Origin of the sequence: Mycolicibacterium frederiksbergense, from assembly GCF_012223425.1 — a bacterium.
GTDB classification, from domain to species: Bacteria; Actinomycetota; Actinomycetes; order Mycobacteriales; family Mycobacteriaceae; genus Mycobacterium; species Mycobacterium frederiksbergense.
On the sequence record NZ_CP038799.1, the window covers coordinates 3,971,041 to 3,992,832 of the forward strand.

General features: G+C 67.7%; 21 protein-coding genes. 7 read left to right on the forward strand and 14 right to left on the reverse strand.

Going from position 1 to position 21,792, the window contains the following annotated elements:
* Nucleotides 1-8: 8 nt before the first annotated feature.
* The gene (locus EXE63_RS22360; RefSeq protein WP_168143731.1) at nt 9-1,190 is read right to left on the reverse strand and encodes a cytochrome P450; all 1,182 of its coding nucleotides are present in this window, start codon (nt 1,188-1,190) and stop codon (nt 9-11) included.
* A 165-nt stretch (nt 1,191-1,355) separates the two neighbouring features.
* Between EXE63_RS22360 and EXE63_RS22365 the strand changes: the two genes are divergently transcribed.
* Nucleotides 1,356-1,910: a TetR/AcrR family transcriptional regulator gene (locus EXE63_RS22365; RefSeq protein ID WP_168143732.1), complete on the forward strand. Its 555-nt coding sequence runs from the start codon at nt 1,356-1,358 to the stop codon at nt 1,908-1,910.
* Between the two features lie 19 nt (nt 1,911-1,929).
* On the opposite strand, the gene EXE63_RS22370 is transcribed toward EXE63_RS22365, so the two are convergent.
* Genes EXE63_RS22370 through EXE63_RS22380 form a run of 3 tightly spaced genes read right to left on the reverse strand, consistent with a single transcriptional unit; the run spans nt 1,930 to nt 5,286 of the window.
* The gene (locus tag EXE63_RS22370; protein ID WP_234904231.1) at nt 1,930-2,811 is read right to left on the reverse strand and encodes a formylglycine-generating enzyme family protein; all 882 of its coding nucleotides are present in this window, start codon (nt 2,809-2,811) and stop codon (nt 1,930-1,932) included.
* Nucleotides 2,804-3,730, reverse strand: a complete 927-nt coding sequence (locus tag EXE63_RS22375) for an HAD family hydrolase (RefSeq protein WP_168143734.1) — start codon at nt 3,728-3,730, stop codon at nt 2,804-2,806. Before EXE63_RS22375 ends, EXE63_RS22370 begins: the two co-directional genes overlap by 8 nt.
* 2 nt (nt 3,731-3,732) lie before the next feature.
* Nucleotides 3,733-5,286 carry an arylsulfatase gene (locus EXE63_RS22380; RefSeq protein WP_168143735.1) on the reverse strand — a complete coding sequence of 518 codons (1,554 nt, stop codon included), beginning with the start codon at nt 5,284-5,286 and terminating at the stop codon, nt 3,733-3,735.
* Between the two features lie 704 nt (nt 5,287-5,990).
* Between EXE63_RS22380 and EXE63_RS22385 the strand changes: the two genes are divergently transcribed.
* Complete coding sequence (locus EXE63_RS22385; protein ID WP_168143736.1) at nt 5,991-6,443, forward strand: DUF5994 family protein; 453 nt, start codon at nt 5,991-5,993, stop codon at nt 6,441-6,443.
* 95 nt (nt 6,444-6,538) lie between these two features.
* Here EXE63_RS22385 and EXE63_RS22390 read toward each other — a convergent pair whose 3' ends face one another.
* The 5 genes from EXE63_RS22390 to EXE63_RS22410 all read right to left on the reverse strand — a co-directional run bounded on the left by EXE63_RS22390 (nt 6,539) and on the right by EXE63_RS22410 (nt 10,481).
* Nucleotides 6,539-7,279 carry an alpha/beta fold hydrolase gene (locus tag EXE63_RS22390; protein ID WP_168143737.1) on the reverse strand — a complete coding sequence of 247 codons (741 nt, stop codon included), beginning with the start codon at nt 7,277-7,279 and terminating at the stop codon, nt 6,539-6,541.
* A 13-nt stretch (nt 7,280-7,292) separates the two neighbouring features.
* Nucleotides 7,293-8,405 carry a 3-beta-hydroxysteroid dehydrogenase gene (locus EXE63_RS22395; RefSeq protein ID WP_168143738.1) on the reverse strand — a complete coding sequence of 371 codons (1,113 nt, stop codon included), beginning with the start codon at nt 8,403-8,405 and terminating at the stop codon, nt 7,293-7,295.
* 72 nt (nt 8,406-8,477) lie between these two features.
* Complete coding sequence (locus EXE63_RS22400) at nt 8,478-8,690, reverse strand: exodeoxyribonuclease VII small subunit (protein ID WP_105365137.1); 213 nt, start codon at nt 8,688-8,690, stop codon at nt 8,478-8,480.
* Nucleotides 8,677-9,912 (reverse strand): exodeoxyribonuclease VII large subunit, encoded by a 1,236-nt coding sequence (gene xseA, locus EXE63_RS22405; protein ID WP_168143739.1) that lies wholly within the window; start codon nt 9,910-9,912, stop codon nt 8,677-8,679. The genes EXE63_RS22400 and xseA overlap by 14 nt, the downstream gene beginning before the upstream one ends.
* Nucleotides 9,909-10,481: a lipid droplet-associated protein gene (locus tag EXE63_RS22410; protein ID WP_168143740.1), complete on the reverse strand. Its 573-nt coding sequence runs from the start codon at nt 10,479-10,481 to the stop codon at nt 9,909-9,911. The genes xseA and EXE63_RS22410 overlap by 4 nt, the downstream gene beginning before the upstream one ends.
* Before the next feature lie 52 nt (nt 10,482-10,533).
* Between EXE63_RS22410 and EXE63_RS22415 the strand changes: the two genes are divergently transcribed.
* Together EXE63_RS22415 and EXE63_RS22420 are read left to right on the forward strand one after the other, a co-directional pair.
* Nucleotides 10,534-11,535 carry a 4-hydroxy-3-methylbut-2-enyl diphosphate reductase gene (locus EXE63_RS22415; protein WP_105365140.1) on the forward strand — a complete coding sequence of 334 codons (1,002 nt, stop codon included), beginning with the start codon at nt 10,534-10,536 and terminating at the stop codon, nt 11,533-11,535.
* A gap of 17 nt (nt 11,536-11,552) precedes the next feature.
* The gene (locus EXE63_RS22420) at nt 11,553-13,325 is read left to right on the forward strand and encodes a penicillin-binding transpeptidase domain-containing protein (protein ID WP_168143741.1); all 1,773 of its coding nucleotides are present in this window, start codon (nt 11,553-11,555) and stop codon (nt 13,323-13,325) included.
* A gap of 4 nt (nt 13,326-13,329) precedes the next feature.
* On the opposite strand, the gene EXE63_RS22425 is transcribed toward EXE63_RS22420, so the two are convergent.
* Nucleotides 13,330-14,481 (reverse strand): DUF6542 domain-containing protein, encoded by a 1,152-nt coding sequence (locus tag EXE63_RS22425; RefSeq protein WP_234904232.1) that lies wholly within the window; start codon nt 14,479-14,481, stop codon nt 13,330-13,332.
* An 83-nt stretch (nt 14,482-14,564) separates the two neighbouring features.
* Between EXE63_RS22425 and ychF the strand changes: the two genes are divergently transcribed.
* Together ychF and EXE63_RS22435 are read left to right on the forward strand one after the other, a co-directional pair.
* Nucleotides 14,565-15,638 (forward strand): redox-regulated ATPase YchF, encoded by a 1,074-nt coding sequence (gene ychF, locus EXE63_RS22430; RefSeq protein WP_168143742.1) that lies wholly within the window; start codon nt 14,565-14,567, stop codon nt 15,636-15,638.
* Nucleotides 15,639-15,810: 172 nt separating this feature from the next.
* On the forward strand, nt 15,811-16,596 hold the full coding sequence (locus tag EXE63_RS22435; protein ID WP_168143743.1) for a bestrophin-like domain: 786 nt from the start codon (nt 15,811-15,813) through the stop codon (nt 16,594-16,596).
* 9 nt (nt 16,597-16,605) lie between these two features.
* Here EXE63_RS22435 and EXE63_RS22440 read toward each other — a convergent pair whose 3' ends face one another.
* Complete coding sequence (locus EXE63_RS22440; RefSeq protein WP_168143744.1) at nt 16,606-17,100, reverse strand: nitroreductase/quinone reductase family protein; 495 nt, start codon at nt 17,098-17,100, stop codon at nt 16,606-16,608.
* 101 nt (nt 17,101-17,201) lie between these two features.
* Nucleotides 17,202-17,909: a guanylate cyclase gene (locus tag EXE63_RS22445; protein WP_168143745.1), complete on the reverse strand. Its 708-nt coding sequence runs from the start codon at nt 17,907-17,909 to the stop codon at nt 17,202-17,204.
* Between the two features lie 26 nt (nt 17,910-17,935).
* Between EXE63_RS22445 and EXE63_RS22450 the strand changes: the two genes are divergently transcribed.
* On the forward strand, nt 17,936-18,106 hold the full coding sequence (locus tag EXE63_RS22450) for a hypothetical protein (RefSeq protein WP_168143746.1): 171 nt from the start codon (nt 17,936-17,938) through the stop codon (nt 18,104-18,106).
* On the opposite strand, the gene EXE63_RS22455 is transcribed toward EXE63_RS22450, so the two are convergent.
* Nucleotides 18,090-20,936 carry an aminotransferase gene (locus EXE63_RS22455; RefSeq protein WP_168143747.1) on the reverse strand — a complete coding sequence of 949 codons (2,847 nt, stop codon included), beginning with the start codon at nt 20,934-20,936 and terminating at the stop codon, nt 18,090-18,092. The genes EXE63_RS22450 and EXE63_RS22455 overlap by 17 nt on opposite strands.
* Nucleotides 20,933-21,790: an alpha/beta fold hydrolase gene (locus EXE63_RS22460; protein ID WP_436277688.1), complete on the reverse strand. Its 858-nt coding sequence runs from the start codon at nt 21,788-21,790 to the stop codon at nt 20,933-20,935. Before EXE63_RS22460 ends, EXE63_RS22455 begins: the two co-directional genes overlap by 4 nt.
* Nucleotides 21,791-21,792: the final 2 nt, after the last annotated feature.

Sequence of the window (21,792 nt, forward strand, 5' to 3'; positions counted from 1 at the left end):
GGAGTTGATTAGTTGATCTTCAGATCCAGCCGGGCGGGTCGGCGCACCAGCACGCTGGGCAGCCACACCGGTCGCCCCGGCGCCTCCAACCACGTGGTGCGCTCAAGCAGGCGCCCGAGCACCGTCCGCGCTTCGAGGCGGGCCAGTGCGGCGCCGACACAGAAGTGCAGACCCTTCCCGAACCCCAGGTGTGTTCGGGCGGCGCCACGATCGAGCCGGAACTCATTGGGGGAGTCGAACTGTCGCGGATCGCGGTTGGCGGCACCCCACAGCAGCAGCAGATGCTCACCGGCGCGGAGTTCAGTGCCGGCCAGGGTGCAGTCGGTCAGCACGTGCCGATAGTGCCCACGGAACGGTGATTCGTAGCGCAGTACCTCATCGATGAAGGCCCCGAGCAGTCCCGGAGTGTCGCGGACCTGACGCTGCACGTCCGGTCGGGTGCCCAGCAGCCACACGGCACTACCGAGCAGCGAGGCCGTCGATTCGGCGCCCGCGGCGACGAGTTGGACCAGGATGAACCCCGCGGTGGTCGGGTCGAGGTCCGGGGTGATGGCCAACTGACCCATCAGGTCGTCACCGGGGTCAGCTGTGGCACGGCCGAACCGGTCGATCAGGTAGGCGCCGAGTTCCATCGCTGCGACCGCGGCGCCGGCCAGTTCCTCCGGGCCGACCAAACCGTCCATCAGCTGGGTGCTGGCGTAGGCGCGCCGGATGAGATCGTCGATGTCGCTCACGGGCAGGCCGAGCAGATGCGCGACCACCGCCATGGGCAACCGGTCGGCGACCGACGACATCCATTCGAGGTCCTGGCAGGTCCACAGGTCGTCGAAGACATCCCTGATCAACGGCTCGAGCGCGAGCAGTCGCTTGGCGGCGAGTTTGAGCAGCACCGGCTTGCGGTGCAGGGCATGTGCGGGCTCGTCGGCGGTGGCCAGCACATGAGACCCGCCGCCGGGGCCCTCCATGTCGAATGACGACACCGTGCCGTCCGGGCGGTAGACCATGGTCGCCGTGAGATTCGACGAGAAGTCCTGGGTCCGGGCGGTGGCCTCCAGGACGGCGTCCCATGTCGACACCAGATGAAACCCGCTGTCGGCGACGCGTGCGACGGGCGTGGCGCGCAGCCTGTCGTAGAGCGGGTACGGATCGTCAAGGGCGTCGATGGCGAAGAAGTCCTGTGCCGCAATCATTTTCCCAGGTTCGGTGGTCGACGGTCGCCCGTCAATGGGCGGTGCGAAAGTTGACATGACGGGGTTGCGGCGACGACGGGGCGCCGTCTCAACGGGTCGCCCTGAGCTGGGTGGAGTGTGAGAAAAACCCATCAATCCGTCTCACGCTGAGATATACAGGTCGCTATGTCGCCACGAGGTCATGACTGGTTGATCGGCGCCGACCGCCGGACGGCCGCCGCCGAACGCATCTACTCCGCTGCGGCCGTACTGATGGGTCGCGGCGGAATCGACGAGGTCGACATCGACGCATTGGCGGCGGCCGTGCACTGTTCTCGGGCCACGGTCTACCGCCACGCAGGCAGCAAAGCACAGATCCGGGATGCCGTGCTCGCGCGGTCGGCGGCGCGGATTGTCGCGACTGTGCGGGCTGCGGTGGCCGAACTGGCCGGACCGGATCGCGTGCAGACGGCGATCCTGGTCGCGCTGCGTGAGATCCGCGCCGACCCGCTGGCCGCCACGGTGGTGGACGCCCCGGGTTCGCGTTCGCTGACTGCCTCGGATGCGGTGATGCGCTACGCGGCAGAGTTCGCCGGTGTCACCGACGACGATCCCGAGGCGGCCGCCTGGATCGTCCGAGTGGTGTTGTCTCTGTTGTTCTGGCCGGCAACGGATCTCGCGACGGAGCGCCGAATGTTGGAGCGCTTTCTGGCTCCGGCGTTCGGGCGCGAACCATCCTGATCCGGTGCGCCCGGCCTGGTCAATTCTTGATGCAGCGAAAACCGATGTGGCTCATGCCGGTATCGACCATCTGCGGTCGCCGCGCGGCCGGCCGGTACCGCATGCAATAACTGTCCGCGCACAAAAAGGACCCGCCCTTGATCACCCTGCGGGGGATCTCGAACTGTGGCTGTGCGGGGTCGTAGCTGTCCGCCGCGCAGCAGGGACTCGCGGCCCGATCCGGCCCGTACCAGTCGGTGGTCCACTCCCAGACATTGCCGGCCATATCGAGCAGGCCGTAGCCGTTGGGCTCGAAGCTGCCGACGGGCTGGGTCGTGCCGTAACCGGACTCCGGTAGGTAGGGAAACTCGCCGTGCCAATAGTTCGCCTTGCGCTCACCGGGCCCCTCCGGGGCGTCACCCCAGGTGTAAGCCGCCCCGGCCAGCCCACCACGGGCGGCGGCCTCCCACTGGGCTTCGGTGGGTAGCGCGAGTCCGGCCCATTCGGCGTAGCTCTGGGCGTCCTCGAACGCGATGTGCACCACCGGGTGCCGGTCACGGCCGGTCAGCGATGAGCGCGGCCCGCGTGGATGGTTCCAGCAGGCACCGGGGGTCCAGGTCCACCATTGGCTGAGGTGCCGTAGATCCACCGGTCCCGCAGTGCGCCGGAAGACCATCGAACCGGGAACCAGGTTCTCCGCGGGTGCGCCCGGGTAATCGGCGGGGTCGACCGGGCGTTCGGCGACGGTCCGGTAGCCGGTGGCGTCCACGAAGGCGGCGAACTGGTTGTTGGTCACCTGGTGACGCTGAATCCAGAAACCGTCCACGGTCACCTCCCGTGCCGGCGCCTCCTCGGGATAGTGCGTGTCGGAACCCAGAGTCGTGGTCTGTGGCTCGATCCAGACCAGGTCGTTGTCACGCACTGAAGACGGTGGACCAATCATCGCGCATGCTCACGACGGTCCACCCGAACTGCTCGGCATGGCCCAGCGCCCGTTCCGCCCCGGCGGTGTAGGAGAATTCGCGTTCGGCATCGTCGTGGAGCACCAGCAGTTTCAGGGACGGGCTGTCCTGGCCGCCGGTGTACATCAGCATCTCGTCATCGCCATTGGAATTGCCCGCCGCCAGGATGGGGCGGCGGCCGATGCGATTCCAGATGCGCACCGGTTTTTCGGGCCCGTCATCCCAGATGTCCAGGGCGGGTTGCAGCAGCAGGTCGCCGTGCCCGTCGGCACCGACGAACTTCAGCCCCTGCGCGCTGCCGACCACCCGCTCGGGTGGAATGCCGTAGATCCGGCTGGTGACCGGGCGCATGAAGTCGCGGCCACCGCCCGAGACGATGTAGCAGGTGAATCCGTGATCGTGCAGGTAGCGCAGCAGTTCCACCATCGGCAGGTACGTGCATTCCAGGTACAGCCGCCCGAGGGTGGGGTGCTTGGCCTCGGCGAAGAAGGTGGCGACCCCGGCGGCGTGGTCCTCGACCTTCACCGAATCGTGCAGGGACAATACAGCCGCAGCAAGGGTTTTCAGATCTGAATCGTCACCCTGGTAGTGCTTGGTGACGGCACCGCCGAACCACTGCAGGTCCCCGTTGTGTGCCGCCAGATAGGGTTGCCCTTCGGCGAGCGAGGGATCGGTGGCCACCTTCTCGGCCAACCGCCGGACGATGAAATCGAGCTGGATGTACATCGGCTTCTCGCACCACAACGTGCCGTCGTTGTCGAACACCGCGACGCGTTCCTCGGGCGCTACGAACTCCGGGCCTTCTGTGGTGACGCGGCCCACGAAGTCGGTGATCGCCGACTTCGTGGGGCCGTCGACCCAGGACGTGAGTTCTGCCACCGCTAACCACCTCCGGTGGCCAGGAACTTCTCCAGCTCCTCCACGGCGTGACTGATGGTGAATGATGCCGGCTCCTGTCGCGGCGGGAACTCCTTGAAGGTTTCCAGGAACTGGGTCACGATGGCAGATCCGTAGAACATCAGGAAGAGTCGATCGATCATCCAGTCCCAGTAGGTGTTCGACGTGACATCGGCGCGTTCGAACGGGTCGGTGCGCAGGTTGAACAGTTTGGGCGCCCGCAGCTTGGTGAACGGCTCGAACCAGACCTGCAGCGTGCCTTGGCAGCGCTGCTCCATGAAGACGATCTTCCAGTTGTCGGCCCGGATGCCGAGCACGTCGCCGTCGTCGGAGAAATAGATCATTCCGCGACGTGGGCTCTTGTCCACTTCGCCGGTGAGATACGGCAGCAGGTTGTAGCCGTCGATGTGCACCTTGTACTCGGTGTTCCCGTCGGCCCCGGCCTTATGACCCGATTTCAGTTTGTCGACGATGTCCGGATCGCCCGCGGCCGCCAAAAAGGTGGGCAGCCAGTCGTGGTGTTGGATGATCTCGTTGGATACCGTCCCCGGCTCGATCTTTCCGGGCCAGCGGATCATCTCTGGGATCCGGAAGGCGCCCTCCCAGTTGGTGGCCTTCTCGCTGCGGAACGGGGTGGTGGCGCCGTCGGGCCAGCTGTTGGCGTGCGGTCCGTTGTCGGTGGAATAGATGACGATGGTGTCCTCGACGATACCGAGTTCGTCGACCAGGTCGAGGAGGGTGCCGACGTTGCGGTCGTGGTCGATCATGGTGTCGTGATAGGGCGACTGCCAGCGCCCGGCCTGCCCTCGGCTCTCCGGCTTGGTGTGGGTCCGGAAGTGCATGTGCGTCAGGTTCATCCAGACAAAGAACGGCACGTCGGCCTCGTGCTGGCGCTTGATGAAATCGACGGCAGCGGCAGTCGTTTCGTCATCGACGGTTTCCATCCGCAACTTGGTCAGCGGCCCGGTGTCCTCGATGCGCTGCTTGCCCACGGGGCCGTATCGCTCATCGACCTCGTCGGCGTCTTCCTCGGTCGCCCACGAGTGGATGACGCCACGGGGCAGCAGCGCCCGGCGCATTATCGGCGCCTCTTCCTCGGTGGGGTAGTCCTCGTGCTCGGGTTCCTCCTCGGCGTTGAGGTGATAGAGGTTGCCGTAGAACTCGTCGAACCCGTGCACCGTCGGCAGGTACTTGTTGAGGTCGCCCAGATGGTTCTTGCCGAATTGCCCCGTGGCGTAGCCCAGTGGCTTGAGCAGCTCGGCAATGGTCGGGTCTTCCTTCTGCAGGCCGATGTCCACGCCGGGCATGCCGACCTTGCTCATTCCGGTGCGGTACACACTCTGCCCGGTGATGAACGAAGATCGGCCCGCCGTGCAACTCTGCTCGCCGTATGAATCGGTGAAAAGCATTCCCTCACTGGCGATCCGGTCGATGTTGGGAGTCTGGTAGCCCATCATTCCCCGGCTGTAGCAGCTCAGGTTCCAGATGCCGATATCGTCGCCCCAGATGACCAGGATGTTCGGTTTGGCGGCAGTCACTGCCTGTCCTTCCGCTTTGGGCGGTACACAGGTGCCGCCGGAGTCAAAACGCTTCGTTCAGATCACTGCGTGTTCAAGCCTAGAGGTGTTCGGCACCCTGGATGCCGAGAACGCGGCGGTGCGATCGGGTGATCCCGCAGTACGCTCACCAGTGCGCTGCGCGACACCCGGTAGCCATGTTGTGGCAATGCTTGCCGTTCTGGCATTTGCTGCATCCGCAGCGGCAGTCGTGGTCCGCGCGGTGACGTGACGGTCGCCTGTGCTCGGTTCGGATCCGCATCGCCAGCACCCTTCGATTTGTCCGGGTTCATGACATCACAACGCGCGCATCCACACCGCGGATCACCCGAATCGAGGACCTGCGAATCCCAGGGCATGAGGTCTTCGAGCTTCTTTGAGGCTGCTGTGGTTTCTGATACCCATGTCGTCGCCCCGGAGGGCGAGAATGTCGGGCCTTCCCGTCCGCGGTGATGTCTGCATTGATCGGTGACGTACCTGATCGGGATACCAGGAGCCGGTCATGGCCCCGGGGGATTCGGCACAGCCCGGGCGGCGTCTCGTATCGCGTTGCGTTTCACGGCGATAGCGGGGCGGCGACGATCCCGTAGGCCCCCGGTCTACTCTGGAGGAATCGTGGGTTCCTCGCGTGCCCGATCCGTCGGTTGCCGTCTGCGGTCGCTCTGATAGTGATGGGAGCATCGCCGATGGCCGATGTCACTACCGAACATCTGTCCGCCACCCGGCTCGCCATCTGCGGGCGCACCGATCAGCGCGGCACCGTTGACGGCGCGTGGTGGCCGCCGGCCTACGACCTGAAGACCACGCTGCCCGACCTGATTTCGGTGATGGGCCGTTGGCTCGGACCGGTTTCCCGGGTGCTGTATGACCCGAGCCTGTTCCCGTCGGCGCCCTCGCGCATCATCCGTGGCACCACGGTGATATCGGTGGACCGCTACTCGCTGGTGGCCAGGGACACCATCTATCTGACCGGCACCCACACCCGCAACGCGCTGCTCTATGTGGTGCCACCGGAAACCAGCGCCGACAATGCGTGCGACCTGCTCAAGCGGGTCGAGAGCACCACGATCCCGATGACGGTGCGGATGCTGCGCGCCATCGTCGGCGGTCACCCCGCCTCGCGGGAACAGCTGGGCTGATTTGGGCCGCGGCCGATGGGTACCGTAATCTGGGGTCACGTTTCCCCGGTTCTGTAGACGCCGCGCGGGAAGCCAGAGGCCGGGACGCTACAGCGTCACCGGCCTTGTCCAGCTCTGGAGCCGGTTTCGACGCTGTCGACGAGCTCACGCACCAGCAAGGGGTACCGCCCGCGATCGGGACGGAAGATGTCGTGCGGCGAGTCGGGGAACTCGTGCAGGCGCGCGGCCGGGAACAGCCGCCGGTACCTGGCCCACGCCGCCGCGTCGATGATGGGGCTGTTGGGGCTGCGGACCACGAGCAGCGGCGGGCCCCACTGCGCCAGCGGCTCCCACAGCGACCGTGACACCGCGGCGGCGAAGGTCGCGACGGCGGCGCTGCGGTCGAGGCGTTCGTGCACCGGCGTGCCCCGCCAGCGGCCGTCCAATACGCCCATGGCGATCTCATCGGGTAGCGCGATCTCCTCGGGCAGGTAGTCGCCGATCGAGAGGGACCGGACCCGGTCGGGGTGGGCCAGCGCCCAGCTCAGCGCGTAGGACGTGCCGCGGGAGAACGTCATGAGATGCACCGGGCCGTCCGTCACCGCGTCGATCGCGGCCCCGATGTCACCGGCGCGCGCCGCGGCGTCGTACGGGCCGGTCGGCGCGACGCTGCCTCCGTGGCCGCGCAGTTCGACGACGATGGTGCGCCGGCCGAACAGCGGCAATACCCCGGTGTAGTCAGCTGCCACGCAGGTGAATCCGGGCACGAATACGACAGGAGCGCCACGGTCGTCACCGCCGGAGTCGAGATACCGGATATGGGCGTCTCCGTTGTCGGCGACGCGGAACTGCGGCATGGGTGGAAGTAAATCAGCCCTTCGGTGGGACCGGAGCGGCGGCCGCCACCAGCGGCACGGACCCCTGGGCTGCCATCTTGTGGAACAGCTCGGTGTAGTAGGGCAGGCAGTCGGCCATCGCCTGTTCGGTGGTGAACAGCGGCTCGTACCCCAGGTCGCGCTGCGCCTTGGCGATCGAGAAGTAGTTGTTCAGGTAAAGCCGTTCCACGGCAAGGGGTTCGACCAGCGGCTCGCGGACACCGTACTTGAAGTGCAGCCACTGCCAGCCCATCATCACCTTGTGCACGAGCTTTCCGGAGACCCGGAAGTTCGGCAGGTCGCGGCCGCACGCGGCGACCACGGGGCGGGCGAACTCGAACATGTTGAGCGGTTCGCCGTCATTGATGAAGTACGCCTGGCCGGGGGCCGATCCGCCGGGAACCAGATGCTCGGCGGCCAGGATGAAACCGTGAATCAGGTTGTGCACGTAGGAGTTGTCCAGCTTGATGTTCTTGTTGCCGACGAGCACCTTGACGTGCCCGGCCAGCACGTTCTCGAACACCTTGCGGAACATCGTCTGATCGCCGCGGCCCCAGATGCCGCTGGGCCGGATGGAACAGGTGAGCATGCCGCGCTCACCGTTCTGGCTGAGCACGAACTGCTCGGCGACAACCTTCGTCTCGGTGTACAGATCGTTGAAACGACTTGTGTAGGGCAGGGTCTCGTTGCCGTTCTGGATGTCCTGACCGCCCATCACCACGCTGTTGGATGCGGTGTAGACGAAACGCCGGACGCCCGCGGCCTGTCCGGCGTGTACCAGGTTCTTGGTGCCTTCGACGTTGACGCCGAAACTGCGCTTGCGGTACTCCTCGGTGACCGACGCCCCGCCCATCAGGTCGATGATCGCGGCGGTGTGGATGACGGTGTCGACACCATCGACGGCGTCGGCCACATCGCCGGTATCGGTGATGTCGCCGACGACGGTCTGCAGATTCGGATGGGCGGGCAGTGGGGACGGTGCCCGGTCGAACGAGCGGACCTCGTGGCCGCGTTCGAGCAGTGTCGTCACCAGGTTGGCGCCGACGAAGCCGGAGCCTCCGGTCACCAGGACTCGGCCCAGGTCAGTGCGCAATGTTGGGTCACCCATGAGGTCAGGGTAACTGAAACGTGTTCCAGTTTTGAAGTCCAGCGGGTTGAAACGTTCGAGGAGCTTGCGCTGTCAACTTTCTTCGGCATCGCCGGCGGCCAGCGTGTCGGCCACCTTCTTGCGCGCCCCGGCGAGGTGCTCTTCGCATCGTTTGGCCAGCTCCTCGCCGCGTTCCCAGAGTTTCAGGGAGGCGTCCAGGTCGAGTCCGCCGTGCTCCAGCTGCGCCACCACCTCGATCAGTTCGTCGCGCGCCTCTTCGTACCCCATGTGACTAATGGGCTTCATCTACACCCTCGCTGACTGTTGTGATGGCACCGTCGGCAACCCGCACCCGCAGCCGGGTGCCCGCCGGGGCGTCGTCGATCGATCGCAGGATCGGCCGGTCCTGCGGGCCCACCACCTGCACGACGGCGTAGCCGCGCGCCAGGGTGGCCGCCGGGCCCAGTGTGCCCAGGCGTGCGCGTAGATGCGCCAGGCGGTCGGTCTCGGCGGCGACCAGCCGCCCGATGTCCCGGCGCACGGTGCGCCGGGCCCGGTGGACTTCCTCGGCGCGGGCATCCAGGGCCTGCAGTGGCCGGGCCAGCACGGGCCGCGAGCGCAGCTGATCGATGACGTGCTGTTCGCGGCGCACCCAGTTGCGCAGGGCCTGGGCGCTGCGCCGGCGCATATCGTCGACGCCGGCCTGCTCGGCGGCCGCGTCGGGGACCACCCGCTTGGCCGCGTCGGTGGGGGTGGCCGCGCGCAGGTCGGCGACCAGGTCGCAGAGCGGGTTGTCGGGTTCGTGCCCGACGGCGCTGATCACCGGGGTGGTGCAGGCGGCGATGGCCCGGCACAGTGTCTCGTCGGAGAACGGCAGCAGGTCCTCCACGCTGCCGCCCCCGCGCGCGAGGATGATGACGTCGACTCCGCCGTCGGCGTCGAGGGCGGCCAGGGCTTCCACGATCTGGGCGACCGCGTTCGGACCCTGCACGGCGGTGTTGCGTACCGCGAACGCCACCGCCGGCCAGCGCCCGGAGGCGATCGCCATCACATCGTGTTCGGCCGCCGAAGCGCGGCCGGTGATCAGGCCGATGGTGTTGGGCAGGAATGGGATCGGACGTTTGAGCCGGCGATCGAAGAGCCCCTCGGCCTCCAGCAGGCGGCGCAGCCGTTCGATGCGGGCCAGCAGTTCACCGACCCCGACGGCGCGGATATCGCTGACCCGCAACGAGAAGCTGCCCCGCGCGGTGTAGAACTGCGGTTTGCCGTGCACGATCACCTGGACGCCTTCGGCGAGTTGCACCGGCGCGTTGACCACCAGATCACGCGGACAGGTCAGTGACAGCGACATGTCGGCGGCCGGGTCGCGCAGCACCAGGAACGCGGTGGGGGAGCCGTGCCGCACGTTGAGCTGGGCGATCTGCCCCTCGACCCAGACCGTGCCGAGCCGGTCGATCCATTTGGCGACCCGGGTCGCCACCGCGCGGACCGGCCACGGGTTCTCCGGGGATTGGCCGGGTTCGCTCACTTCGCCGACGCGCGGGTGATCCTGTTGGCGAGCAGCGTCTGGAACGGGGCGCGGGCCTTGTTGGCCTCCTCGAAGGCCAGCAGCGCCTCGAGGTCGGCGACCTTCAGTGAGGTCAGTCTGGCCCGCAGCTGCGCCAGCGTCAGCGACTCGTAGCCGAGCTCGGCGACGATGCCCGCCGCCGCACCGTTGGTGGCGGCCACCGACGACGCCGCCTGCTCGGGTTCGCCCTCGCTGAAGAGCGCGAACCGCCCCTCGGTGCGCCGCGCCGAGGAGATGTCGGACACAACGTCGTCATCGGAGAGGTTCTTGAACGGATCATCGGGCAGGTCCTCGTCGAAGGTCGCCCACTCCGGTTGCTCGTCCTTGGGCGGGAACAACTCCTCAAGCGCTTCGTCGCCGCGATTGACCAGATCGGCGACGTCCTGCTGCACCTTCATCACCAGATGAGCCAGCTGGCTGGCCACCGTCATCGGGTAGGTGAGGATCGTCTGCGGGAGCTTGCGTGTCTCGTCCAGCGCGGTCACCGCCGCACCCACAAGCAGTCGGACTCCGTATGGTGCAGTTGCCATGGGTGCAGCCTACGGCTGGCCGGGGACGGGTGCCGGTAAGTACCCTGGTTGCATGCCACCAACCGTCAACATGGGTATTCCGGGCGCCGCCAGCTCGGTCAGTTCACGGGTGGCGGGCAAACGGGTCCTGCTCGCCGAGCCGCGCGGCTACTGCGCGGGCGTGGATCGCGCCGTCGAAACCGTGGAACGGGCGCTGGAAAAGCACGGTGCCCCGATCTACGTGCGCCACGAGATCGTGCACAACCGCTACGTGGTGGACACGCTGGCCAAGGCCGGTGCGGTCTTCGTCGAGCAGACCGATGAGGTGCCCGAAGGCTCCATCGTGGTGTTCTCCGCGCACGGCGTCGCGCCGACCGTCCACGTCGAGGCCGCCGAACGCAACCTGCAGACCATCGACGCGACCTGCCCGCTGGTGACCAAGGTGCACAACGAGGCCAAGCGGTTCGCCCGCGACGACTACGACATTCTGCTCGTCGGTCACGAAGGTCACGAGGAGGTGGTCGGCACCGCCGGTGAGGCGCCCGATCACGTCCAGGTGGTGGACAACCCGGACGCCGTCGACAAGGTCACCGTCCGCGATCCCAACAAGGTGATCTGGCTGTCGCAGACCACGCTGAGCGTCGACGAGACGATGGAGACGGTGCGCAGGCTGCGGGAGAAGTTCCCGACGCTGCAGGACCCGCCCAGCGATGACATCTGCTACGCCACCCAGAATCGCCAGGTCGCGGTGAAGGCCATGGCGCCGGAATGCGAGCTGGTGATCGTCGTCGGCTCGAAGAACTCGTCGAACTCGGTGCGGCTGGTCGAGGTGGCGCTGGGCGCCGGCTCCCAGAACTCCTACCTGGTCGACTACGCCGACGATATCGACCCGGCCTGGTTCTCCGGCGTCACGACCGTGGGCGTCACCTCCGGTGCCTCGGTGCCCGAGATCCTGGTGCGCGGCGTGCTGGACCGCCTGGCCGAATACGGCTACGGCACCGTGCAACCGGTGACCACCGCCAACGAGACACTCGTGTTCGCCCTGCCGCGGGAGATCCGTCCGCCGCGCAACTGACGGTACGTTCGTGCCCTGTGGGCCTTCTGCGACGTGTGATCCCCGTTCTGTGCGTGACCGTGCTGCTGCTCGCCGGCTGCAGTGACACCGAAGACCGGCTGAACGCAGGCGTCAACGGTTTCGCCGAGGCGCTCAATCGGGCCGATCCGCCCGCGGCCGCCGCGCTGACCACCGATCAGCCGGGCGCTTCCGACGTGCTCGGAAAGCTCTACGCCAGCCTCGGCAAGGACGTTCGCTTCGAGGTGTCCGGGGTGCAGCGCCAGGAGGACACGGCCACGTTCACGCTCGCCGCGACGTGGAAGTTCGGGCCCGAGAAGGCCACCGAGTGGACCTACACGACGCGGGGCAGTGCGAAGGCCGAAGGCGACGACTGGAAGATCCAGTGGGACCCGGCCACCGTCGCACCCGGCCTCGATGAGGGCCCGCTGTCCTTCAGCACCCTGGTCCCGCAACCCGCCGCCCGGGTGCTGGACCGCACCGGCGCCGACCTGCTCACCCAGCACATCGTGACCCTCGTCGATGTCGCGCCCGGCGCCGATGTGGATGCCGTTGCCGTGCTGCTCAATCCGATCGCGCCGACGATCACCGCGGAGTCGCTGACCGGCGATCTGGCGGCGGGCAAGCCCGTCACCGCCGTCACGTTGCGCGCGGAGGACCTACTTCCGATCCAGGAGCAGCTGGCCGCGCTGCCGAACGTGACGCTGCGGCCGCAGACCCGACTGCTGGCCACTGACCGCGCGCTGACCTCACCGACGCTGTCGGGACTGTCCGAGCTGTGGCAGCAGCGCAGCGATGCCGCAGCCGGGTGGGCGGTGTCCGCGGAGACCGCGACGGGCCCCAAACGGGTGGGCGGACAGGACGCCGCTCCGGTCGGCGACATCTCCAGCACCCTGGACATCGGCATGCAGCTGGCCGCGGAGAATGCGCTGGCCCCGTTGACGACGCCGGCCGCGATCGTGGCCATCCAGCCGTCCACCGGCAACCTGCTCGCCGTCGCGCAGAACGCGCCCGCCGACGCCCAGGGCCCGATCGCGCTGACCGGCCTGTACCCACCGGGCTCGACGTTCAAGACGGTGACGGTGTCCGCGGCGCTGCAGGCCGGCCAGGTCACCCCGGACAGCATCGTCGGCTGTCCCGGCACCGAGAACATCGAGGGCCGCCAGATCCCCAACGACGAGAATTTCGCACTCGGCGACGTTCCGCTGCACACCGCGTTCGCGCGGTCCTGCAACACCACGATGGGCCGGCTGGCCGTCAACCTGCCGCCCGACGGACTGACCAAGGCGGCGGCGCAGCTCGGTCTGGGCATCGACTACGTGGCGCCCGGCATGACGACCGTCACCGGAAGCGTGCCGGTCGCGGACAGCTCGGCGTTGCGCGTCGAGGAGGGCATCGGGCAGGGCAAGGTCACCGCGTCACCGTTCGGGATGGCCCTGGTCGCCGCGACGCTGGCGCACGGCTCGGTACCGGCGCCGACGATCGTGGCGGGCGAGCCGGGCGTGCCGGACAGCACCCCAGAGCCGCTGCCGAGCGGTGTCGACGAGCAGGTACGGGCGATGATGCGCGAGACGGTCACCGGCGGCACCGCAACTCAGCTGCAGGACATCCCGGACATGCTCGGAAAGACCGGCACCGCCGAGTACATGAACATCCCGGGCGAAGACGGCCGGGCGCACGGCTGGTTCGTCGGCATCCGCGGTGATCTCGCGCTGACGGTGTTCGTCAGCGACGCGGGCAGCTCCACGCCCGCAGTCGAGGCCGCGGGGGCGCTGCTACGCGCGGTGCCGTAGCGGGCTACTCCCCGTCGTCGCGGCGGTGACTCGCGCGCGGCCGGGTGCGGTGTTCGGTGTGCCGTTCCTCGTCGGTGCTGCGGTAGCGCACTCGCGAGACCGGATGGTGGCTGCTGTCGGTGGGCGACGAGCGACGCGGCCGCTCCTGATACGGATCCTGGCGTTCCTCAGGCCGCCCGTAGTCCGGCTCGTAGCCGTCGGGCCTCGGACGGCGCCGCGGGCGCTCGTACTCTGCGCCGGCACGCGGGTCATAGGGGTCATAGCCGCGGGACGGGGGTGGGGTGCGGCGGGGCTCGCGCGGGTCTCGGGGGTCGCGTGCCGACGGGTTGCGGGGACGTCGCGGCTGACGCTCGCCGGGCAGCGGCGGCTCGCCTTGGCGACGAGGTCGGCCCGAGCGCTCTCGGGCGGCGGCCCGCTCGCGGCGATCGGCCGCCGCGGCCGATGCGGCGATATCGGATTCCGGCGGACGGTTGTGCCGGGCACGGGAGGGCTCACCGGTGCGCGGGGCGCGACGTGGCCGCTCGTAGGGTTCGGCGGACTCACGGCGGGGCCGGCGCGGAGCCCGGATCGGTGCGTCCTCGTCGACCTCGACCGGGCCTGCGCTGCGGGCGAACCGACGGGCCGCGCGCCGCTGGGTCTCGGCGGGCGGATCGGCGGCATCGGTAGCGACCGCTTCGACCGGCTCGGTACCGCGGTCGAGGTACCAGCGGGCCATGCCGACCAGCAGCACCGCAGCCGAGGTGAAGAACATCAGCGGGAAACGTTCGATCAGCGGGTAGCCGCAGTTGATCAGGATGTCCTTGATGCCGCTGAGCTCACCACTGTGGAACAGGAAGTAGGAGGTGGGCACGGCGACGAACAGGATCAGTGGGGGCTGGATGACGGCGGTGAACAGTCCGCTGCGGCGCACCAGCACCACCGCGGCCAGAGCGCCCAGCGCGTAGAAGGTGGCGAAGACGGCGCCGAGTTCCTTGTTGCCCGCACCCGCGTCATAGGCGAAGCCGACGGCCGTCGCCGTCACCGCCAGAAGGGTGGCGCCCCACCACGGCAGTCCGGACGGCAGACCCGGCAGACTCGGTGGCAGCAACCCCTGGAATCGGGGGAGCGCGGAGCGGTGATCAACCGACTCCGTCGGCTCTGCTGACTGACCTGACACACGTCGACCGTACCGGCTGTAACTGCTGGTGTGCTGCCAGCACGCGCTGAGGAGATCGTCACAACCCTTAGACTCTGGAGTCCGTGAGCTTGAACCTCGGAATCGTCGGTCTCCCCAATGTCGGCAAGTCGACCCTTTTCAACGCGTTGACGCGGAACGACGTGCTGGCCGCGAACTACCCGTTCGCGACCATCGAACCCAATGAGGGTGTGGTGGCGTTGCCCGACCCCCGGCTGGACAAACTGGCCGAGATCTTCGGGTCGGAGAAGACGGTGCCGGCGCCGGTGACGTTCGTCGATATCGCCGGCATCGTGAAGGGCGCGTCCGAGGGAGCCGGGCTGGGCAACAAGTTCCTGGCCAACATCCGCGAGTGCGATGCCATCTGTCAGGTGGTGCGCGCATTCGCCGATGACGATGTGGTGCACGTCGACGGCCGGGTGGACCCGCGGTCGGATATCGAGGTCATCGAGACCGAGCTGATCCTGGCCGATATGCAGACCCTGGAGAAGGCGGTGCCTCGGCTGGAGAAGGAAGCGCGCACCAACAAGGACCGCAAGGCCGTGCTGGAGGCGGCAGTGGCGGCCCAGGCGGTGCTCGACACCGGCAAGACGCTCTTCTCGGCCGGCACCGATGTGTCGCTGTTGCGCGAGCTCAACCTGATGACCACCAAACCGTTCCTGTATGTGTTCAACGCCGACGAGTCGGTGCTCACCGATGACGCCAAACAGGCGGAGCTGCGTGCGCTGGTGGCCCCGGCGGATGCGGTGTTCCTGGACGCCAAGATCGAGTCCGAGCTGATCGAGCTGGACGACGAGTCCGCGGCCGAGCTGCTGGAGTCCATCGGGCAGACCGAGCGGGGTCTGGATGCGTTGGCGCGGGCCGGTTTCCACACCCTGAACCTGCAGACCTATCTGACGGCGGGGCCGAAAGAGTCCCGCGCGTGGACGATTCACCGCGGCGACACCGCGCCGAAGGCGGCCGGCGTCATCCACACCGACTTCGAGAAGGGCTTCATCAAGGCCGAGATCGTGTCCTTCGCCGATCTGGTGGAGGCCGGCTCGATGGCCGCGGCCAAGGCTGCCGGCAAGGTCCGGATGGAGGGCAAGGACTACGTGATGGCCGACGGGGACGTGGTCGAGTTCCGCTTCAACGTCTGAGCCGGCCGCAATGTCAGGCTGACAGCCTCGCGACGCATATATATCCATGGTGCGGCTGTCAGCCTGACATTGCGTGCGGCACACGGCCTAGACTCGAGTAGCCCGCCAGCTAGCATTGTCTAGCGCGAGCGGGTCACCCGCCCGACTTGCCCGGCGGCCGCAGGAGAGCCGAATGATCAGTCAATGGCTGGTGAGCAACCTTCCTTCGTGGGTGCTACTGCTCGGCATCATCGTGTTCGTCACGGGCGGAGCGATTCTCGTCCAGAAAGTCGTACGCCGCAGGTTCCCCAGCCTCAAGGGTGACGAGCACAACGACGTCGTCAAGTTCGCGTTCGGGGTGGTGGGTTTCGTGTTCGCGTTCTTCCTCGGCTTCGTGGTGTCCGCCATGTGGGGGCAGATCGGCGATGCGGACGGCAGGGCGCGCACCGAAGGATCCGCGGGAGTACAACTGGCCAGGAACTCCATGGTGTTCAACCAGCCTGATCGCGACAACATCCGCACGGCCCTACTCGAATATCACCAGGCCGCGTTGGTCGAGTGGCGCGAGAACGCCACCGGCAGTTCCTCCGCCGATGCGGACGCGGCGTTAACGCGACTCAGTTCCGCCCTTGAGCAGGTCCAAGCGCGCACCGACGCGCAAAAGACGCTGCTGGCAACCTCATTCAGCAATCTCGACAGCCTCAGTCAGGCCCGTACTCAGCGGGTTCTGCAAGCGAGCACCGATGTCGGACCACCGTGGTCGCTGTGGGCGGTCATCTGGTTGACCAGTGCCCTCATGTTGTTGTGCGCCATCATCTACGACGTCCAGAAACCCTCGACGCACTACGCCATGGTGGCGATCCTGGGTGTGTTGGTGGCGGTGAACCTGTTCCTGGTCATGGAACTGTCGCACCCGTTCCTCGGCGATATCGGGACATCTTCGGCACCGCTGGAACAGGTCATCCGGCAGCTGTCGTAGCCGCGGCCTTCAGCGCGGCGTGAGCCGGAAGACCGGGATCTGCCGGCCGGCCGGGGCCGTCTTGTCGCGATAGTCGTCATACCCGGCGTAGACCTGTTCGGCGAGGCCGAACAGGCGCTCGTAATCGTCGGGATCGGTCACCTCGGACGCCGAAAACGGTTCCATGCCGAACTCGCAGTCCGGGTTGGCCTTCAGGTTGTAATACCACTGGGGATGCTTGGCGCCGCCGAAGTTCGAGGCGATCAGGATGACGTCCTGCCCGTCGTGGAAATACGTGAGCTGCACCTGGCGCCGCTGCCCGGACTTCGCCCCGGTCGACACGAGCGGCGCATTGATGATCGGCCCCATGTTGATCCGGCCACCGGTCAACCGGAACAGATACGGGTCGGTGCGGCGGGCGATGTGCCGGGCGACGAACTGGCCCAACCGCGAACGCCCGAAGCGCACACTGGCGTGGTACTTGTCACCGCGGGGCCTATGGGGATCGACGTAGCGCAACGGCATGTACAGCACCGTACGCCCCGCGGTTGACCACCTGCCGAACGTGGGGCCACGCGCGCGAACGGCCGGCTCTTCATGCACAGTGCCCGCACTCGGGCCGGTGCTCAGTCGGCCTTCGCGTCGACGATCACCGCGATCTCGTCGGTCAGCGAGCATCCCGGCGCCAGCGACAGGCTGTCGCCGCTCCAGAACTTGCCCGGATCGAAGTAGTTCTCCCGCTTCTCGGTGCTCAGCAGGCCCATCTCCTCGTAGGTGATGGCCACCGTCTCGGCGCAGTACGCGGTCTCCAGGCCTTGGGACCGGCGGCGCTGCTTGTCCCGTTCGGCCGATTCGCGGACCTTGCGGTGAATGACCGGAAGCCCGCGGGTGAAATCGCTGACAATCGGCAACCGGCCGCGCAGCCAGCGTCCGGTCAACCGGGCCGTCGACGGGAAGGCGGTGCCGTTCATCCGGGCCACCACCTTGAGCATCAGATCTTCCTGCTCGCGGGAGGCCGGCGGAGTGAGCTGGCGCAGCCAGGCCTTCTGCCCGTACTCGTGCACCCAGCGTTCAACCACCTCGCGGGCATCGTTGAGTTGGACACCGCGGTGATGGGTGCCGGTCCACAGGTCCAGCAACTTCTGGCCGAGTTCGGCGTGCCAGATCAGGGGAGGCAGGTCATCGATCGCCACCGTCATGCCGACATGGTTGACCGGCGCGTTGGTCAGCGCCTGAATGGCCCGGTCGGGGCCGGAGCCGCCGCGGAACAGCCAGATATCGCCGGTCCGGGTCTCCTCGAGCGCCCGGGACAGGGGCACCGTATTCGCGTTCACGACCGCAGCTTAGGCAGAATCTGGGTATGAAGGGCATCTGGAAGTGGGTCGGGCTGGCTGGTGTCGCCGGGGTGGTGGCCGGTGGAGCGCTGGTCGCCCGGGATCAGCGCATCCGAAAGGCGTACACACCCGAGGACATCCGGGCCCGGCTGCACCAGCGGCTGGATGAGGCCAACGGCCCTACCAGCCCTCGGTGAGCACCCGGTCCAGGGTGTCGACGTAGAAGTCCGCGCCCGCGAGGTCAATGCACAACGGGGGTTTGGTCTTCAGGATGTTCTGGTGGTCACCGGTCGGCTGGATGATCACGCCGAGTTCCAGCATGCGCTCACAGATCGCCATCGTCTCGGCCGTGGCGGGTTCCAGGGTGGTCGCATCGCGGATCATCTCCACGCCCAGATAGAGCCCCATCCCGTGCACGGTGCCCACGAGCGGGTGTTTGTCGCCCAATGCCATCAGCCGGGCTTTCAGATGCTCGCCGACGCGGAGCGCGTTGTCCTGCAGACCCTCGTCGCGCAGCACGTCGAGCACCGTCAGCCCGATCGCGCAGGACAGCGGGCTGCCGCCGGTGGAGGAGAAGAAGTAACCCTGCGACCGGAAGGCCTCGGCGATCGCGCGGGTGGTGATCACCGCACCCAACGGATAGCCGTTGCCGGTGGCCTTGGCGACCGACACGATATCGGGCACCACCTGCTGCTGCGGGAACCCCCAGAACCAGTGCCCGAGGCGGCCGTAGCCGACCTGCACCTCATCGGCGATCGCCACCCCGCCGGCCGCCCGCACCGCGGCGTACACCTGCTGCAGGTAACCGTCCGGCAGCGCCATGCCACCGGCGTTGCCGTACACCGGTTCACAGATGAAGGCCGCCGGCGGGCGGCCGGCACTGGTCATCGCCTCGATCTGGGCGACGGCCTCGCCGGCGTAGCGGTGCGCCTCGCCGCCGCGGTACTTGCCGCGGAAGCTGTTCGGCGACTCCACGGTGTGCACCCAGTCCGGGCGGGTGGCCAGCGCGTTCGGATTGTCCGCGGTCGACGTGGACACCGCGTCGGTGGCGTAGGTCCACCCGTGATAGGCCTCGCGCACGGCGATGACATCCCGGCGCCCGGTCACCGCGGTGGCCAGCCGGATCGCGAGATCGCTTGCCTCCGAACCGGAATTGACCAGGAAAACGGTGTCCAGCGGATCCGGCAGCGTCGCGGCGATCCGCTCGCTGAACTCCACCACCGCCGAATAGTTGAACCGTGAGTTGGTGTTGAGCCGGCGCAGCTGTGCCGACGCCGCATCGGCGACCCGCGGGTGGGCGTGGCCGAGCACGGTCACGTTGTTGACCATGTCGAGGTAGGTGCGACCGGCCGTCGACATCAGGTGATGCCGGTGCCCGCGTTCGATCTGCGGAGGATGGCGGTAGTAGCGTTCCTGCACCGCGGCGAAGCTGTCGTCGCGGCGCTCCAACAGATCCCGCTGCGCGGCGTCGGGGAGCGGATCGAGACCCAGCACCGTTCGTGGATCCCGGGACAACGCCAACCAGCCGGGTGCCAGTTCGGCCGAGGTGAACTCCGGTGCCGCCGGAGCCCCGGTCCGGCGGACGGCCAACCGGGTCCAGCGGCCCTGCCCGATCACCCCGAGGTGCTCACCGGCGCGCACCTGGCCGGGTGCGGTACTGGATTCGACCCCGTGCAGCGTCAGCTCGAAGTCCAGTCCACGCAACGTGATCCGGTCATCGGAACGGTCCACCACCTCCCCGTCCCACGGGGCCAGCACCCGGGTCGTCGCGGCCGGCCACAACCCGATACCGGTTTCGACGACGTCGGGGCTGTGCTGGGAGAGCAGGGGTGCCCGGTTCAGCCGCGGACGGCCGAACCGGGTGAGCACCAGGGCGGCACCGTCACGCACTGCCGCGGCGGCCAGCTCGTCCTCGCTGTCCAATGTATCCGAAAGGTCAAGGGTGACCACGCTTTCCGGTTCCAGGCCGGAGATCAGCCGGTTCTCGATCTCGACCTCGGGCGCGGCCGGTGCCAAGCCGAGTTCGGTGGTGATCAGCGCCGACATCACCTCCATCGGCACCGAGGTGGCCTGGGCGAACATCCGCCACTCGTCCTCGGACTGTTCGGTGACGTAGGCATTGTCCGGATCGAGTTCGCCCTGCTGCGCACCGCTGACAATGAGCACCGCGGTGCGCAATACCAGCAGCGGCCAGAGTGCCTGTGCCTCCGCCGGATTCAGCGGTCGCGCCGCATGGAAGGCCTTGACGCCGGGCAGGATCGAGGTCGGGTCGCTGCCGGGGTGGCCGAGCACCGAGGACAGTGTGATGGCCAGTTCGGAGATTGCCCAGGTGTGTGACAGGTCGCCGAAGTCGATGATGCCGTCCGGTAGGCCCGAGGGCCCGGCCACCACGTTCGCGTCGGTCAGATCCAGATGTACCGCCTGGCGCGGTAGGTCATCGGCGTGCGGCGCGATCCGCAGCCACGCCTCGCGGGCGGCGGTCTGGAGCTCGTCGCGTTGCCGCGGCGCGTGCGCGATGAGCCGGTCGACGACGTCCTTGCCGTAGCGCAGGTCCCATTGCAGGACCCGGTCCAGGCCGGGGTGGCTGAAGCCGTCGAGGGCCCGGCTCACCCGGGCGGCCAGGTCTCCCATGGCGGCGACGTTCTCCGGGCTCAGATAGCCACGCTCGGTGAGGGTTCCGCCGGCCAGGAAGGGCAAGAGTCGGACACCCTGTGCCGGCTCGCCGTCGACGGGCGGCAACGGCGTCGCGACCCGCAGGTCGGGGTGGGCCCGGGCGATCAACTCGGCCGCGGCGTCCTGCGCGGCCAGTTCGGTCTCGGTGAAGGCCGGATTCGCGATCTTGAGTACCGCCACCGGGTCGCCGTCCTCGGACACCAGGAAGTTGCAGTCCTGCTGGCTACCAAGGGATGTGACCTCGCCACGGGAGCCGTACCGCTCGGCCAGCAGCGTGGCGGCCTGTTGTTCGGTGACCTGGGCCGCCGGCAGGGCCGGCTGCTCAAGGAAATTGAAACCCGCCACGTCTCTCACGCGCCGACGAATCTCACGACGACCTCGGTGAAGGCATCGTTGTCGTCACCGGCGGCGGTATGGCCCGCCTCGGACAGTTCGACGAATTCGGCCGCGGGGACCTTCTCCAGGAAGTCGCGCACGCCCTCCTCGGACACCACATCGGAGAGCTTGCCGCGGATCAGCAGGATCGGTACCGACAGGTTGGTCGCGGCCGCCTCCAGCTTGTCCACCCGGGCAAACGGGTCATCGCCGGGTTTGGTGAGAAACGCCGGGTCCCAATGCCAGTACCACCGGCCGTCGCGCAGCCGCAGGTTCTTCTTCAGGCCCTCGGTGCTGCGGGGTCGGGGCCGGTGCGGCAGATACGCCGCGATGGCATCGGCGGCCTGCTCGAGGGAGTCGAAGCCGTGGATGTGGTTGAACATGAAATCGCGGATCCGGGCGCTGCCGTCCTTCTCGAAACGCGGCACCACATCGACGAGGATCAGCTTGGTCACCAGTTCCGGGCCCGCCTCGTGGGCGGCTTGGATGCCGGTCAGCCCGCCCATGCTGGCGCCGACCAGCGCCACGGGCCTGCCGATCTGATAGAGCACCTGCACGATGTCGGAGCTGAGCGTTTCGACGTCATAGCTGGCGGTCGGGGAGCGGTCGCTGTCACCGTGACCGCGACTGTCCAGCGCCACGACGTGCATACCCCGGTCGGCGAGGATCTGGCCGGTGTTCTTCCAGGAGTGCCGGTTCTGCCCGCCGCCGTGCAACATCAGCACGGTCGGGCCCGATGCCACCGTCACGGTGTCCCGGTTCCATTCGTCGGCCACCAACGAGAGGTCGTCGACACCGCGGAACGTGACGGTCTGGGGCGTGCTGTTTGCCATGC

Bases quoted from the DNA above. Each gene is read 5' to 3' on its own strand.
- EXE63_RS22435 (WP_168143743.1), top strand. From the start codon at position 15,811: ATGATCAGTCAATGGCTGGTGAGCAACCTTCCTTCGTGGGTGCTACTG.
- EXE63_RS22440 (WP_168143744.1), bottom strand. From the start codon at position 17,100: ATGCCGTTGCGCTACGTCGATCCCCATAGGCCCCGCGGTGACAAGTAC.
- EXE63_RS22450 (WP_168143746.1), top strand. From the start codon at position 17,936: ATGAAGGGCATCTGGAAGTGGGTCGGGCTGGCTGGTGTCGCCGGGGTG.
- EXE63_RS22385 (WP_168143736.1), top strand. From the start codon at position 5,991: ATGGCCGATGTCACTACCGAACATCTGTCCGCCACCCGGCTCGCCATC.
- EXE63_RS22415 (WP_105365140.1), top strand. From the start codon at position 10,534: ATGCCACCAACCGTCAACATGGGTATTCCGGGCGCCGCCAGCTCGGTC.
- EXE63_RS22390 (WP_168143737.1), bottom strand. From the start codon at position 7,279: ATGCCGCAGTTCCGCGTCGCCGACAACGGAGACGCCCATATCCGGTAT.
- EXE63_RS22410 (WP_168143740.1), bottom strand. From the start codon at position 10,481: ATGGCAACTGCACCATACGGAGTCCGACTGCTTGTGGGTGCGGCGGTG.
- EXE63_RS22360 (WP_168143731.1), bottom strand. From the start codon at position 1,190: ATGATTGCGGCACAGGACTTCTTCGCCATCGACGCCCTTGACGATCCG.
- EXE63_RS22460 (WP_436277688.1), bottom strand. From the start codon at position 21,790: ATGGCAAACAGCACGCCCCAGACCGTCACGTTCCGCGGTGTCGACGAC.
- EXE63_RS22395 (WP_168143738.1), bottom strand. From the start codon at position 8,405: ATGGGTGACCCAACATTGCGCACTGACCTGGGCCGAGTCCTGGTGACC.
- EXE63_RS22365 (WP_168143732.1), top strand. From the start codon at position 1,356: ATGTCGCCACGAGGTCATGACTGGTTGATCGGCGCCGACCGCCGGACG.
- EXE63_RS22400 (WP_105365137.1), bottom strand. From the start codon at position 8,690: ATGAAGCCCATTAGTCACATGGGGTACGAAGAGGCGCGCGACGAACTG.